12 protein-coding genes are annotated in these 14639 nt (G+C 71.5%); 7 read left to right on the forward strand and 5 right to left on the reverse strand.

All coding sequences use genetic code 11. From position 1 onward, the window contains the following. Positions 1-9 precede the first annotated feature (9 nt). The 4 genes from LPA41_RS34965 to LPA41_RS34980 are packed head-to-tail and all read right to left on the reverse strand — an operon-like array spanning position 10 to position 7037. Positions 10-1734: an aspartate aminotransferase family protein gene (locus LPA41_RS34965; protein ID WP_229075529.1), complete on the reverse strand. Its 1725-nt coding sequence runs from the start codon at positions 1732-1734 to the stop codon at positions 10-12. A gap of 26 nt (positions 1735-1760) precedes the next feature. Further along, positions 1761-2393: a GNAT family N-acyltransferase gene (locus LPA41_RS34970; protein WP_229075530.1), complete on the reverse strand. Its 633-nt coding sequence runs from the start codon at positions 2391-2393 to the stop codon at positions 1761-1763. Next, positions 2390-3352: a fatty acid desaturase gene (locus tag LPA41_RS34975; RefSeq protein ID WP_229075531.1), complete on the reverse strand. Its 963-nt coding sequence runs from the start codon at positions 3350-3352 to the stop codon at positions 2390-2392. The genes LPA41_RS34970 and LPA41_RS34975 overlap by 4 nt, the downstream gene beginning before the upstream one ends. Positions 3353-3392: 40 nt before the next feature. Next, positions 3393-7037: a non-ribosomal peptide synthetase gene (locus LPA41_RS34980; protein WP_229075532.1), complete on the reverse strand. Its 3645-nt coding sequence runs from the start codon at positions 7035-7037 to the stop codon at positions 3393-3395. A gap of 214 nt (positions 7038-7251) precedes the next feature. Here LPA41_RS34980 and LPA41_RS34985 point away from each other — a divergent pair, with 214 nt between their 5' ends. Next, positions 7252-8313: a hypothetical protein gene (locus LPA41_RS34985; RefSeq protein ID WP_229075533.1), complete on the forward strand. Its 1062-nt coding sequence runs from the start codon at positions 7252-7254 to the stop codon at positions 8311-8313. Between the two features lie 96 nt (positions 8314-8409). On the opposite strand, the gene LPA41_RS34990 is transcribed toward LPA41_RS34985, so the two are convergent. Then, on the reverse strand, positions 8410-9066 hold the full coding sequence (locus tag LPA41_RS34990) for a TetR/AcrR family transcriptional regulator (RefSeq protein ID WP_229075534.1): 657 nt from the start codon (positions 9064-9066) through the stop codon (positions 8410-8412). A gap of 83 nt (positions 9067-9149) precedes the next feature. Here LPA41_RS34990 and LPA41_RS34995 point away from each other — a divergent pair, with 83 nt between their 5' ends. The 6 genes from LPA41_RS34995 (at position 9150) to LPA41_RS35020 (ending at position 14599) form a co-directional block, all read left to right on the forward strand. After that, complete coding sequence (locus tag LPA41_RS34995) at positions 9150-10298, forward strand: acyl-CoA dehydrogenase family protein (RefSeq protein WP_229075535.1); 1149 nt, start codon at positions 9150-9152, stop codon at positions 10296-10298. Between the two features lie 13 nt (positions 10299-10311). Then, the gene (gene fabG, locus LPA41_RS35000) at positions 10312-11058 is read left to right on the forward strand and encodes a 3-oxoacyl-ACP reductase FabG (RefSeq protein WP_229075536.1); all 747 of its coding nucleotides are present in this window, start codon (positions 10312-10314) and stop codon (positions 11056-11058) included. A 15-nt stretch (positions 11059-11073) separates the two neighbouring features. Beyond that, the gene (locus LPA41_RS35005; protein ID WP_229075537.1) at positions 11074-12231 is read left to right on the forward strand and encodes an acyl-CoA dehydrogenase family protein; all 1158 of its coding nucleotides are present in this window, start codon (positions 11074-11076) and stop codon (positions 12229-12231) included. A 216-nt stretch (positions 12232-12447) separates the two neighbouring features. After that, positions 12448-13137, forward strand: coding sequence for a trypsin-like serine protease (locus tag LPA41_RS35010; protein WP_374238247.1), 690 nt, complete (start codon positions 12448-12450; stop codon positions 13135-13137). A 107-nt stretch (positions 13138-13244) separates the two neighbouring features. Then, complete coding sequence (locus LPA41_RS35015; protein ID WP_229075539.1) at positions 13245-13865, forward strand: hypothetical protein; 621 nt, start codon at positions 13245-13247, stop codon at positions 13863-13865. 65 nt (positions 13866-13930) lie between these two features. Further along, positions 13931-14599: an HAD family phosphatase gene (locus tag LPA41_RS35020; protein WP_229075540.1), complete on the forward strand. Its 669-nt coding sequence runs from the start codon at positions 13931-13933 to the stop codon at positions 14597-14599. Positions 14600-14639 lie beyond the last annotated feature (40 nt).

A 14639-nucleotide genomic window follows, 5' to 3' on the forward strand; every position in this document is an offset into this window, starting at 1 on the left:
GTCACTTCCTCAGATCGTCGCGTGTGCGAGTCGGTCGAGCCGGGTCAGCAGGGTGTCGAGGCGGTCATGAGCGATCCGGCCGAGGTGACCGCCGAGCATGGGCTCGTAGCCCTCGGTGCCGGCGTCCCAGACGAGTGCGATGGTGAGCAGGCTCCCGCCCTCGCCGTCCGGGCGCCACCGCACCGAACGTTCCAGCCGCTTCCACAGCCAGCCGGGTTCGGCACATAGCACGACGCCGTCCGGCTGCCACTCGACCCGGTCGGTCCACTCCGCGTCCCGCCCGCCGACCGTGCCGGCCAGGCCGGGCTCCACGACGACGGCATCCGCGCCCGCCGACCCCACCTCCGGCGGTGCCGCAGTCTCCTGCTCCGGCTCGGCCGCGAACGGATCGAGCAGATGCGGCTTGCGACGCAACAACGCGGCCAGCTCGGCGCCGCCGAGCGGCACGGCGACCGTGCGGGTGTACGGCGACAGGCGGACCGGCACCGGTCCGTGCGCACCGTCGAGCGTGTCGAGCACGTCGTCGAGGATGTCCAGTCCGGCGGCCAGCTCGTCGGCCTCGATCACCATCGGCGGCTGCACCCGCAGCACCCGATTGTTGTAGAGCGAATAGGTGGAGGTCACCCGGCGTCGCAGCAGCTCGCCCAGGACCATCCCGCCCAGCGACTCGTCGTGGAACTCCAGGCCGTGCATCATCCCCACGCCGCGGTGTGCCGACAGCAGCCGCGGGTGGCGGGCCACCGCCGCGGCCAGCCGGCCCTGGATCACCGCGCCCTTCGTCACCACGCCGTCGACGAAGCCGTCCTCGGTGGCGATGGCGAGCACCTCCAGGCCGACCCGGCAGGAGAGCGGATTGCCGCCGAGGCTGGACCCGAAGGTGGACGGCTGATCGCGCAGCGCACCCCACACCCGTTCGGTGCCCATCACGGCGGAGATCGGCACGATGCCGCCGCCGAACGCCTTCCCGATACACATCAGGTCGGGCTGCACCTCGAACAACTGGTGCGCGAAGAGCGTTCCGCATCGGCCGAACGCGGTCTGCATCTCGTCCAGGATCAGCAGCGCGCCACGCTCGTCGCAGAGCCGCCGGACCTCGGCCAGGTAGCCGGGGGGTGGCGGGATCACGCCGGCCTCGGCCTGCACCGGCTCGAGCAGCACGGCGGCGGTGTCCGCGCCGACCGCCCGGTCCAGCGCGTCGAGATCACCGAACGGCACCTGCTGGAAGCCCGGCAGGAACGGCTCGAACAGCGCGGCGTGCTCGGGCCGCCCGGACGCGCTCAATGCGGCGAGCGTCTTGCCGTGGAAGCAACCGGCGGCGGTGACGAACCCGGGGCGGCGCGTCGCGGCCCGGGCCAGCTTCAACGCGTTGTCGATGCTCTCCCCACCGCCGTTGGCGAGGTAGGAGTACGGCAGGCTGCCGCCGGTCACCTCGGCCAGCCGGGCCGCCAGCCGGATCTGCTCCTCCTCGAACATGATCTTCGTGCTGTTCAGCCGGCGACCGGCCAGCTGGTCCTCGATGGCCGCGATGATGCGCGGGTGGGAGTACCCGAAGGACTGGTTGCCGTACTGATCGAAGAGGGCGAGCAGGCCGGCGCTGTCCGCGTCGGTGTCGGTCACCTGGCTCCGCGTGCCCGGCCCCTGCACCCCGCAGCCCATGACGAAGGCCATCGTGGCGTAGGTGGGATGGTTGTGCGCCGCCTTGGCCTCAGCCAGCCGCTGTCGGTGTGAGGACACGGGTTGGTTTCTCCTCGCGTGCGTGGTCAGTTCGCGGCGTACGCGTCGTAGTCGGCGAAGAAGTACTGCAGAATCCGGTTGTCGCGCTCGGCTGCGGTGCGGCAACGGCGCGCCGCCGCCACGATGTCCAGGGCGCCCACGATGCTCAGCGGGGCGTTGTGGAACCGACGGTCGGCATACGGCGGGGTCACCGCCTCGAAGCCGATCTGCAGGTAGAACGGGCGCAGGCCACCGGTCTGCTCGTCGGCGAAGAAGTCGCCGAGCACGTGGGTGGCGCGATGTTCGCGCACGCTGTACACCAGCGCCTCGCGCATCAGCGACATGCCGATCGACCGGTTGCGGATCTCCGGCAGTGTCATCAGGTGGCCGAACTCGACCAGCCGGTTCCCCGACCGTCGCCACGCGCTGAGGTCCACGACTTCGTCACACGGCAGGCCGATCTCGCCGTCCGGCACCACCTTGACGGTGCCGACCGCGGCATCCCCGCTCCCGGCGAGGATGTAGACCGCGTGCCCGTCGAACCGGTCGAAGGTGGCCGCCGTGTCGCCGACGTCGGCGAGCCGCCCCTGGTCGTGCACGTACACCGCGTCACGGAGCCGGATCACAGCGGCCCGGTCCTCCGCCGTGCGCGCCACGTGGAAGGACGTGACGTCGGTCATCGGCCGCGGACCAATTTGGTGAAGAACGACAGGTAGCTGGTGTGGAAGTACTTCAACCGGGGCCGCACCTCCGCATGCAGGTCGGGCAGCCGCTCGATCGGCAGGTTCGGCATCAGATGGTGCTCGACGTGGAAGTTGTTGCCGTTGGTGAACCACATCATGAAGCGGTTGGACCGGATCGTCCGGGTGTTGGCGAACGGGTCCTGGTTGAGCGTCTCGCAGCGGAAGTGCTCGGGCAGCTCGATCGCGGCGTGCACCGGTCCGGCGACCAGCAGCAGCGGCAGGACCCACACCCACAGCACCACCGGCTCGCGGACCAGCACGGAGAGCACGGTCAGGACCAGCAGCACGGCCAGGATGACGTAGTGGTCGCGTCGGATCCGCCGAGACGTGGCCGCCGACTCGTCCGGGTAGTCGCGGCCCAGCAGCGCCCGGCCGGCGTTCTCCAGGAAAAGACGGTAGAAGTGCAGCATCGTGAAGCGGATGGTCCACACCAGCACGGTGCGCCAGCGGGACCGGGTGCCGTCCGCGCCGTACTGGTCGCCGTAGTCGAAGAACTCCCGGTTCTCCGGCGTCCCGAGGTCACGGTGATGACGCAGGTGGGTCGCCCGGTAGGCGGCGAACGAAATCAGCATGGGCACGCCGAGCGCGATGCCGGCCACCATGTTGGCCCGCCGGTTGCGGAACCCGAGGCTGTGCAAGGCCTGGTGCTGCAGCTCGGCGGCGTGCGCGAACATGCACCCGAGCAGCAGGACGCCGACGGTCCGGCTCCATCCGGCCGGGTACAGCGCCAACGCCGCGCCGGCCGCGATGAGCAGGGCGCAGACCGCGAGTTTCGCGGCGAACGCGCCGTTGCTGATCGGGGTGCGCAGGTGTTTGAACTCGCCGCGCAGACCGGCACCGGCCACCACGGCCGGTCCGGCTGTGGGTGGCGGCTGCTCGCTCTCGACGATCTTCATCTGCTGCTCGTCCCTTCCTGTCGTCGATCGAAGCCGAACATCATCGACTCTCCGAGGCGCTCGCGTCCGCTCCTTCCCACCTGCTCCGGAGCAGCTTGCCGAGGTGTGCCAGGGGCTCCGGGTCGAACACTCCGTCCGGACCCGCGCCCAGCTGCTCCTCGCTGACAGTGATCGCCTCGGGTGCCTCCGGTGGGTTGTCGGTGCCCGGGTCGGCCACCAGCACCAGCAGACCGGGGTCGCGGTGGTCGGCGAGCACCGCGGCGGCGATCCGCCGGGCCAGTGCCGCGCCGTCACCGACGCCCAGGAAGTGACAGGGCCCGGACGGTCGGACGGCACGCACCAGGTCCGCGGACGCGGTGACCGGGTCGGTCCCGTCCGCGGCCGGGGCGCGCAGGCCGTACAGCGGCCGGTCCGGCACATGGGTGGCCAGGCGCAGGAACGCCCAGGGGTCGGTTCCCGAGGGGGCGACGCAGAACAGCGGGTCGGCGTCGCCGGTCGGCCGCAGGGGCACCAGCGGTTCGGTACCCCAGTCGTCCCCGACCGCGGCGGCGACCTGCTCGGCGACCGCCTCGACGGTCAGCTTCTGGACGATCTCACGGACGGCCAGGCGGACCCCGAACCGGCTGCGCAGCCGGCCGACCAGGCGAGTCGCCGACAGCGAGTGACCACCCAGGTCGAAGAAGTTGTCCGCCAACGTCACCGAGGGGACCTGGAGGATCTCGCAGAACGCCGCGGCGACCGCCTCCTGAACCGGACCGCGCGGTGCCGGCGGCGAAGCGAGCCCGCTGCCGCCGCGCAGGTCGGGCAGGGCCCGGCGATCCAGCTTGCCGCTGCGGCTGAGCGGAAGGTCGTCGAGCACGCCGACGAGCTGGGGCACCAGGTGGCCCGGCAGCTCGGTGGCGAGCCGGCGGCGCAGGTCGGCCGGATCCGGCCGGCTGCCCGCGACAGGCACCACGTAGCCGAGCAGCCGCCGTTCCCCGGTGGGGTCCTCGTGCACCGTCGCCGCGGCGCGAGCCACCCCCGGCAGGCCGAGCAGAGCCGCCTCCACCTCGCCGAGCTCGATCCGAAGCCCGTTGAGTTTTGCCTGGCCGTCGTCGCGGCCGACGAAGACGAGGCGGCCGCCGGCGTCCCACCGGACCAGGTCCCCGCTGCGGTACATCCGCGCCTCGTCGCCGGTCCCGGGCGGAGCGAACGGGTCCGGCACGAAGCGTTCCGCGGTCAGTTCCCGGCGGTTGCGGTATCCCAGGGAGACCCCGGCGCCGCCGATGTACAACTCGCCCACCGCTCCCCTCGGCGCCAGCCGGCGTGCCTGATCCAGCACGTACACCCGGACGTTGCGCAACGGGGTGCCGATCGGCGGTGCGGTGGCGTCGTCCGGTGTGAGCGGCTCGCTCATCGAGGTGGAGATGGTGCACTCGGTGGGACCGTAGCCGTTGATCAGCCGGCACACCGGTGCGAACCCCTCGATCACCTGAGCCGAGGCGGCCTCCCCGACGATGGAGATCGTGGCGTCGGCCGGCACGTCCGAGGTGGCCATCGTGGACAGCACGGACGGCACCAGGACCAGGTCGTTGACCCGCTCCTCGCGCAGAAGCCCGGCGAGGTCCGCGCCGGGCGCGAGCCGCTGGGCCGGCGCCCCGACCAGGGTGCCGCCGAGGAAGATCGACTGGGTCATCTCGCCGACGAAGGCGTCGAAGCTGGGGGAGGCGAACTGCAGGGTCCGCCGGCCCGGTCCCGGTCCGAGCCGGTCACGCATCGCTTCGGTCACGTTGACGACGCCGCGGTGCGAGACCTCGACCGCCTTCGGCGTGCCGGTGGAGCCGGAGGTGTAGATCAGGTACGCCGGCAGGCGGGGCGAGAAGGGTGCGGTCCGCTCCGCATCGGTCGGCCGGTCCGCGGACTCGGACGCGCAGGCCGTGGCGGTGCCGGCCGCGTCCACCACGAGGCGGTCGGTGACCGTGGCCGCGACCGTGGCGGTCTCCTCACACACCAGCAGCACGGACACCTCGGCGTCGGTGACCATGAAGTCGATCCGCGACGGGGGGTACGCGGTGTCGACGGAGAGGAACGCCGCTCCCGTCTTGAGCACCGCGAGCGCCGCGATCACCAGCTCCGGGCATCGCGGCATGGCCAGGCCGACCGTCCGGCCCGGGCCCACCGCCCGGCCGATCAGCAGGCGTGCCAGCCGGTTCGCCCGCTCGTCCAGCTCGCGGTACGTGACAGTGCCGCCCTGCCACCGCAACGCCGGCGCCTCCGGGGTACGGTCGGCCCACTCCTCGACCATCTGGTGTACGCCGATGTCCGGGACGTCGTGGATCGGGCCGGCGCCCAGCTCGAGCAGGCGACGCCGCTCGGCCGGCTCGACCAGGGGCAGGTCGGCGACCGCGGTGTCCGGGGTGGCCGTGGCGGCCCCCTCCAGGAAGAACAGCAGGCGACGCAGGTGCCCGGCGAGTTCCGCCGGCGAGTAGCCACCCGCGTCGGCGTCCACGATCAATTCCGTGCTGCCACCGGGCAGGTCGAAGAAGATCGCGCTGAAGTCCTCGATGTCGGGCTTCGACAGGGTCCGCAGCCGGTGGTCGAGCCCGGCGAAGTCCAGCTCCGCGCCGGAGCCCATCACGTTGACGATCGGACCCCACAGCGCACGCCCGGTGCCGGTGAGGTCGAGGTCGGTGATCATGCGAGTGGTCGGGTACCGGCTGTGCAACAGGGACTCCCGCAGGCGGCCGGCGGCCCGGGTGACGAAGTCCCCGAGTCGTTGGCCGTCGGTCAGGCGCACGCACAACGGCATGCCGTTCGCGGTCATGCCCGGAGTCGCCCGCTCGGCACGGCTGATCCGGCCGGTCACCGGGACGCCCACGACCAGCTCGTCGGCGCCGGCCATGCGCAGCACGTACGCGCTGACCAGCGCGACGGCCAGCTCGGACCAGCCGACGCCCAGCCGGGCCGCCGTGGCGTGCAGCCGGGCCAGCAGGTCGACCGGGATCTCGGCCCGTTGCCGCAGCACCACGCCGGAGCGCTGGTACCGCCGGCCGGACAGGCGGACCGGCTCCGGCAGGTCACGCAGCCGCTGGGACCAGAAGAGCTGGTCCTGCTCGAGACGTGGACCGCGGTGGTAGGCCGCTTCGGCGTCGACGAGAACACGGTATGGCGGGAAGGGGCGTCCGGCGGGCTCCGCCGCATCGGCCGACGCGGCCACCAGGGCGGTGTACCACTCGGCGGTGCGCCGGTGCAGGGCGGCCAGACTCCAGCCGTCGACGGCGAGGTGGTGCACGCGGCGGTAGAGGACGAAGTGGTCGGCGGCGAGCCGGATCAGCGCCGCGCCGCACAGTTCGTGCCCGAAGACGTCCACCGGCGCTCTGGTGTCGGCCTCCATCCACCGGGTGGCGGCCGCCTCCGGGTCGGCTTCCGCGCTGACGTCCACGAACCGCAGCGGGGTGGCCGCGGAGCCGTCCACATGATGCACCGGGCCTTCGGGAGTGGCCGTGAACCGCAGGCGTAGTGCCTCCGCCTCGGCCTCGACCCGCCGGTGTGCCTCCGCCATCGCGTCGGCGTCGACGGCGCCGAAGAGATCGATGCGGTCGCTGATGCTGTCGTGAGCGCCGTCGGAACCCAGCGTCTGCGACAGCCACACGCCCGACTGCGCGGACAGCAACGGCCAAGCCTCATGGTCGTTTGTGGACAACACGAACGCCCTCCCCGCCGAGCATCGCCGGCCCCCCGTCAGGCCAACCCCCAAGCAAGTAGCACGCGGTCGATGTCACAGACAATGGGACATTTACCAGCGCCACTGTCATAGCTGTGACCGACCGCAGCACATCGACGTGGGAGACGTACGCCGCGGGCTCCTGCGAGAAAATAAGTCGATCAATGCGTTATACGTCGCCCCGTATGGTGTTCTGGTGGTATTCGTCAGGGGGGGTGCTCGGGCGGTGACGTCCGAGGTGCCGGAGAGTTTCATTGCTGAGTTCCGTGTCATCGAGCCGCATCTGGACGAGCGGCAGCGCCGGTTGGTGCTGGCGGCGCGAGCGGTGTCACTCGGGCAGGACGGAGCCCGCCGGGTCGCCCAGGCGGTGGGGGTGCATCCGCGCACCGTCACCAAGGGCATCGCCGAGCTGCACGGCGGCAACGGCCACACCGGCAACCTCCGCCGGCCCGGAGGCGGGCGCAAGAGCCTCACCGAGACCGATCCGGACGTGCTGCCCGCCCTGCTGGGACTGATGGAGCCGAACGCGGATGACCTGCCACAACTGCAATGGACTCCGCTGTCGACCCGGGCGATCGCCGCCGAGTTGCAGGACCACGGCCACCGGATCTCCGCGTGGTCGGTGGCGAAGCTGCTGCGGCAGAACGGCTTCCGGCTCTCCTCCGGCTCCCGCTCGGCGCCGCGCGACGGCCGGCCCGACCGCGACGAGCAACTTCGCCGGGTCAACGACTACGTCGGCCGGTGGCGCGCGGCCCATCTTCCGGTGCTGGCCGTCAGCGTCACGCGTGAGCGGCATGACCGGGAGGCCGGCGCACTCGATCCGTCGTTACCGCTGTCGGCCGGGGCCGCCCGGGTCATCGACGTGAACGACCCCGGCTCCGACGACGCGACGGTGGCGCTGACGATGAGCGCCATCCGAGTCTGGTGGGATCAGCAGCCGGCGACGCACGGTCAGTTGTTGTTGGTGCCCGACGCGACCGTCTGGGCCAGCGGCAGCCGGGTGTGGCGCCGGGCGGTGACCGGGCTCGCCGCGGACACCGGCCTGACCATCTCGGTCTGCTACCTCCCGCCGATCACCATGCGGTGGGTCCGGGTCGCGGAGCTGATCCGCTCCACCGTGATGGTGCAGCGAGCCGGGAGTGCGTGCGACTCCCACGAGGTCGAGCTGCGGGTGATGACCGGCACCGGTCCCGTCGCCACCCCGATGGCGCCGCCGGACGGGCCACCGGCCTGGAACTACACGCTCGGGCCGGGGTGAGCGGGGTGAGGCCGGGGTCGGCCGGAAGGGTCGCGGCCTCGGCAGTACCGGGGTCTTCCGCGAGACACCCGGCCGGCCGCGGCGGCCGAGGCATCCTCAGGTCCGGTCGCGTGACGGCGCGACGCTCGCCTGCCTGGCTTGCGCGAGGCGTGCGGCAAGTCCGTCGACGAACATGGTGAGCGCGAACTCGAAGCTGTCCCGGTCCACGGCGTCGGCGTGTTCGCGCAGCCGGTGCGCGTCGACGAGGGCCGGGTACCGGTTCAGGTAGACCTGCACGTCGTCGACGAAACCGCGGGAGAACGAACCCATCGCGGCGCCGACGACCAGGTACTTGGTCGAGGCGCCGATCATCGTGGCCTCTCGGGCCGGCCAGCCCGCGCCGACCAGGCCGCCGTGGATCGCGTCGGCGCGGCGCAGGGACGCGTCGCGCTGGCCGGGGCCGCGGGCCAGGAACGGCACGATGTTCGGATGCTCGGCCAGCGCCGCCCGGTAGGACCGGGCCCAGCTGAGCAACCCCTCGCGCCAGCCGGACGCGAACGCGCTGACGTCCACCTTCTCCATGATCTCGCCGGCCACGTCGTCGAGCAGCTGTTCCTTGGTCGGGTAGTGGAAGTAGAGCGCCGGCGCGCTGACCCCGAGCGCGGTCGCGAGCTTGCGCATGCTCAGCCCGTCCAGCCCGTCCCGGTCGATGATCTCCAGGGCGGCCGCCCGGATGCCGGCCTGGCTCAGCAGGGGCGTGGTCGGCCGGGGCATGTGAGGTCCTTTCGCGGTGGTGCCTAACGGTGTTAAGTTAGCACCCGTCGAGAAACCTGACAGCGTTAGTTTTAGGAGTTTCTGTGGACCTCGGCCTGACCCAGGAGCAGGAACAGTTCCGGGACCTCGCCCGCGAGTGGGTGGACCGTGAGGTCGTCCCGCACGTCACCGAGTGGGACCGTGCCGAGCAGGTCGACCTGAAGATCGTCGGCAAGCTCGGGGAGCTGGGCTTTCTCGGCCTCGGGATCGCCGAGGAGTTCGGCGGCTCGGGCGGTGACTTCCTCTCCTACATCCTGATGATGGAGGAGCTCGGCCGCGGCGACACCTCGGTACGCGGCATCGTCTCGGTCTCGCTCGGCCTGGTCGCGAAGAGCATCCAGTCCTACGGCACGCAGGAGCAGAAGCAGCGGTGGCTGCCGCCGCTCTGCACGGGGGAGACCCTGGGCTGTTTCGGTCTCACCGAGCCCGGCACCGGCTCCGACGCCGGATCGCTTACCACCCGGGCGGTGCGCGACGGCGACGACTGGGTGATCAGTGGCGAGAAGATCTTCATCACGAACGGCACGTGGGCGGGCGTGGTGCTGGTGTTCGCGCGTACCGGAGGGCCCGGACCGAAAGGGATCACCGCCTTCCTGGTGCCCGCGGACGCGCCGGGCCTGGCCCGGCGCGAGATCAAGGGGAAGCTCGGCCTGCGCGGCCAGGCGACCGCCGAGATCACCTTCGACGGGGTGCGGGTGAGCGACGCGGACCGGCTCGGCGACCTCGGCAGCGGCTTCAAGATCGCGATGGCGGCGCTGGACAAGGGCCGGATCGCCGTCGCGTCCGGCTCCGTCGGGCTCGCCCGCGGATGCCTCGAGGCGGCCGTCGCCTACGCGCGGGAGCGCACCCAGTTCGGCAAGCCGATCGCCTCCTACCAGCTGGTCCAGGAGATGCTCGCCGACATGGCGGTGGAGACCGACGCCGCCCGGCTGCTCGTCTGGCGGGCGGCCGATCTGGTCGACCGGGGCCTGCGGTTCGGCACCGAGGCGTCGATGGCCAAACTGTTCGCCACCGAGTCCGCGGTCAAGGCCGCCAACCAGGCGATCCAGGTGTTCGGCGGCTACGGCTACGTCGACGAGTTCCCGGTCGGCAAGGCCATGCGCGACGCCCGCGTCACCACCCTCTACGAGGGCACCAGCCAGATCCAGAAATTGCTCATCGGCCGTGCGCTGACCGGAATCAGCGCGTTCTGACAGGGGGTCACCAATGCGGGTTGCCATCGTCACCGGGGCTGCGCGCGGCATCGGCGCCGCGACCGCGCTGCGTTTCGCCGAGGAGGGCGCGGCCGTCGCCGTACTCGATCTCGATCCGGACGCGTGCGGCGAGGTGGTCGAGAAGATCAAGGGGGCCGGCGGCACGGCCGTGGCCTACGGCTGCGACGTCGCCGACGAAGCACAGGTGGACGCGGTCGTCGACAAGGTCGCGGCCGAGCTGGGCAGCGTCGACGTGCTGGTCAACAACGCCGGCGTGCTGCGGGACAACCTGCTGCACAAGATGTCCTCGTCGGACTGGGACATCGTGATGAACGTGCACCTGCGCGGCGCCTTTCTGTGCAGCCGGGCGGCGCAGCGGCACATGGTCCCGCAGCGCTCCGGGAAGATCGTCAACACGTCGAGCGTGTCGGCGCTGGGCAACCGGGGGCAGGCCAACTACTCCGCGGCGAAGGCCGGGATCCAGGGACTCACGCGTACCCTCGCCATGGAGCTGGGACCGTTCGGCATCAATGTGAACGCCGTCGCGCCCGGCTTCATCGTCACCGAGATGACCGACGCGACCGCCGCCCGGGTCGGTGTGTCCGCCGCGGACATGCAGGCCAAGGCGGCCGAGATCACGCCGCTGCGCCGGGTCGGGCGGCCGGCGGACATCGCCGGGGTCGTCGCGTTCCTGGCCAGTGACGCGGCGTCCTTCATCACCGGACAGACCGTCTACGTCGACGGCGGACGCCGTCTCTAGAGCGATTGGAACGACATGCGCCGCACCGTCTTCACCGAGGACCACGAGGCTTTCCGCCAGACCCTGCGGGAGTTCATCGAGGCCGAGGTAGTGCCCTATTACGATCAGTGGTTCGCCGCCGGTGAGGTACCGCGCGACCTCTACAAGAAACTCGCCGAGCTCGGTCTCTTCGGCATCGAGGTGCCCGAGGAGTACGGCGGCGCCGGCATCGACTCGTTCAAGTTCGCCGCGATCCAGACCGAGGAGACGACCCGGGCCGGTGTCTCGTTCGGCGCGTCCGGTGCCCACGTGGCGCTCTGCCTGCCGTACCTGCTGCAGCTCGCCACCGACGAGCAGAAGCGCCGCTGGCTGCCCGACTTCGTCTCCGGCGAGGCGATGTACGCGATCGCGATGACCGAGCCCGGCACCGGCAGCGACCTGGCCGGCATGAGCACCACCGCCAAGCTCTCCGCGGACGGCAGCCACTACGTGCTGAACGGCGCCAAGACCTTCATCACCGGCGGCGTCCTCGCCGACAAGGTGATCGTCTGCGCCCGGACGTCGCCGCCCAAGCCCGACGACCGCCGGTTCGGCATCTCGCTGCTGGTGGTCGACACCAAGTCGCCCGGCTACTCGGTGGGCCGCAAGCTGGACAAGCTGGGCCTGAAGACGTCGGACACCGCCGAGCTGGCGTTCGTCGACGTCAAGGTCCCGGTCGAGGACCTGCTCGGCGAGGAGAACAAGGGCTTCTCCTACCTGGGCAAGAACCTGCCGAAGGAGCGGCTGTCGATCGCGTACGGCGCCTACGCGCAGGCCGCCGCGGCCGTCCGGTTCGCCAAGCAGTACGTGCAGGAGCGCAAGGTCTTCGGCCAGGCCGTCGCCTCGTTCCAGAACACCAAGTTCGAGCTGGCCGCCTGCCAGGCCGAGGTGGACGCCGCGCAGGCGGTCGCCGACCGGGCGCTCGAGGCTCTCGACGCGGGCGAGCTGACCGCCGCCGAGGCGGCGTCGGCGAAGCTGTTCTGCACCGAGGTGGCGCACCGCGTCATCGACCGCTGCCTGCAGCTGCACGGCGGCTACGGCTTCATCAACGAGTACCCGATCGCCCGCCTCTACGCCGACAACCGGGTCAACCGGATCTACGGCGGCACCTCCGAGGTGATGAAGATGATCATCGCGAAGGACATGGGGCTCTAGACGAGGAAGGGGTACGGGCAGGCCCGCACCGCCGGCAAGCCTGCCCGTCCCCCCATCCTCCCGCGATAGGCCCCGCTTGGGATGTATCGACAAGCGTAACTTTCTGGCTACCGTCGGGCCGGGCAACCGCCCCCTTCCCCCACGTACGCCAGAAGGGCCTACCGTATGCGTACCCCTGCTCGGTTCCTCCTCGCTGCCGCCGTGGCCGTCGCCGGCATGTTCGCGCCGGCCGCCGCGGCCGCGGCCGACCCGTCGGAGCCGCCCCCCACCACGATGGTCGTCGGCGGTCAGCCGGCCACCCAGAACTACTCCTTCATGGTCTATGTCTCCGGCTGCACCGGCTCGCTGATCAAGGCGAACTGGGCGGTCACCGCCAAACACTGCCCGACACCCGCATCGGTACGGGTCGGCAGCGTCGACCGCAGCAGCGGCGGCACGGTCGTCGCCGTACGCCGGGCCGTGAACCACCCGCGGATCGACGTGAAGCTGCTCGAACTCGCCTCCTCGGTCACCCACGCCCCCGCGCCGATCCCCACGGCGTCGGGCGCGACCGGCACCGCCACCCGGATCATCGGCTGGGGGCAGACCTGCCCGCAGCGCGGCTGCGGCTCCGCACCGCGCGTCGCCAACGAACTGAACACGTCGATCGTGGCGGACAGCCGCTGCGCCGGCATCGACGCCGCGTACGAGATCTGCACCAACAACACCAACGGCAACGCCGGCGCCTGCTACGGCGACTCCGGCGGCCCGCAGGTCCGGCAGGTCAGCGGCCGCTGGGCCCTGATCGGCGTCACCAGCCGGGCCGGCAACAACAGCTCGACGTGTGCGACCGCGCCGTCCATCTACGGCGACCTGTCGTCCATCCGTGCCTGGGTGAACACGCAGGTGGGCGGGCTTCCCGCCTGACAGCCGACACCACGGGCAGGCGCATCCGCAACGGGGGACGGCGCCACCCGCGACGGCGGGCCGGTGCGCGCGCGTGCCGGCCCGCCAGCACGACTACGCTGCCGGTCATGGCTCTCATCCACAAGGCGACGATCACCCCGACGAAGCTCGAGCTGCTCGCCGCCTGGCTGCCCACCCGGTCCTGGTTCGACGGGCCCGCCGAGCCCACCCTGACCCGGGTGGCCGCCGGCCGTTTCGACGACCCGGCCGGCGAGGTGGGCGTCGAGGTCCTGCTGGTCCGCGCGGGGGAGGGGCCGGCGCTGCACGTCCCGCTCACCTACCGGGGCGCCCCGCTGCCGGGTGGCGACGACTTCCTGATCGGGTTCATGGAGCACTCCGCGCTCGGCCGGCGCTGGGTCTACGACGCGACCGGCGACCCGGTCTATCTCGCGCAGGTGGTCGACGTGATCCGGTCGGCCGGGCACGAGGCGGCCGAGGAGTTCGAGGACGGCGAGGTCCGCGACACCGACCTCAAGCTGACCGGCAGCGGCGCCGCGTCCGAGCCCGCCGGGCCGGTCACCGCCCACGCCGACGGCGACCCGACCGTGGTCACCGCCGGGGCCGTGACGCTCACCGTGCACCGCCTCCCCCTGATCGCCGTCGACCCGTCGGACGACGGGGTGCTCACCGCGTGCTGGCCCGGCCAGGAGGCCCCGGTCGTCCTGGTGCACCTGCACGCCGGCCGGTGAGCGCGGCCTGACATCCGCGGCGGCGGCCGGCACCGCACGTTGATGTCTGTCATTACGCTGACGTGATGATCAACGGGTGGGGTCTCGTCATCTTCGATTGCGACGGCGTGCTGGTCGACAGCGAACGGATCGCGGTCCGCGTCAACGTGGCCCTCGTCGCGGAGCTGGGCTGGCCTTTGACAGCGGCCGAGGTGATCGATCGTTTCATCTCCAGGTCCCACGCGTCCATCGCCGAGATCATCGCAGCGCGACTCGGCGATGAGGCGGCGGCGACCTGGACCGAGCGGTTCGAATCCGAACTCCAGCAGGCTGTGGACGCCGAACTGGTCGCGGTGGACGGTGTCGTGGAGGCGTTGGACCGGATCACCGTTCCGACGTGTGTGGCCTCCAGCGGTACGCATGCGAAGTTGCGGCACACCCTGGGCCGTACCGGTCTGTACCAGCGCTTCGCCGGCCGGATCTTCAGCGCCACCGAAGTCTCCCGCGGCAAGCCGGCCCCCGACCTGTTCCGGCACGCCGCGGCACGGATGGGCGTACCGCCGCAGGCATGCGTGGTGGTGGAGGACAGCCGGTACGGGGTGCAGGCGGCTCGGGCCGCGGGCATGCGGTGCCTGGCCTACGCGGGCGGACTCACCGCCGCCGACCGGCTCGACGGCCCCGGCACGACCGTCTTCGACGACATGCGCGATCTGCCGGCGCTGCTCGACAAGATCCGGGTCCCGGACGCGGGGTGACCGCGCCGCTCGATGGCGTGCCCAGCGGGCGCCGCTGCGC

The sequence above is a fragment of the Actinoplanes sp. DH11 genome (assembly GCF_020873875.1).
GTDB lineage: Bacteria > Actinomycetota > Actinomycetes > Mycobacteriales > Micromonosporaceae > Actinoplanes.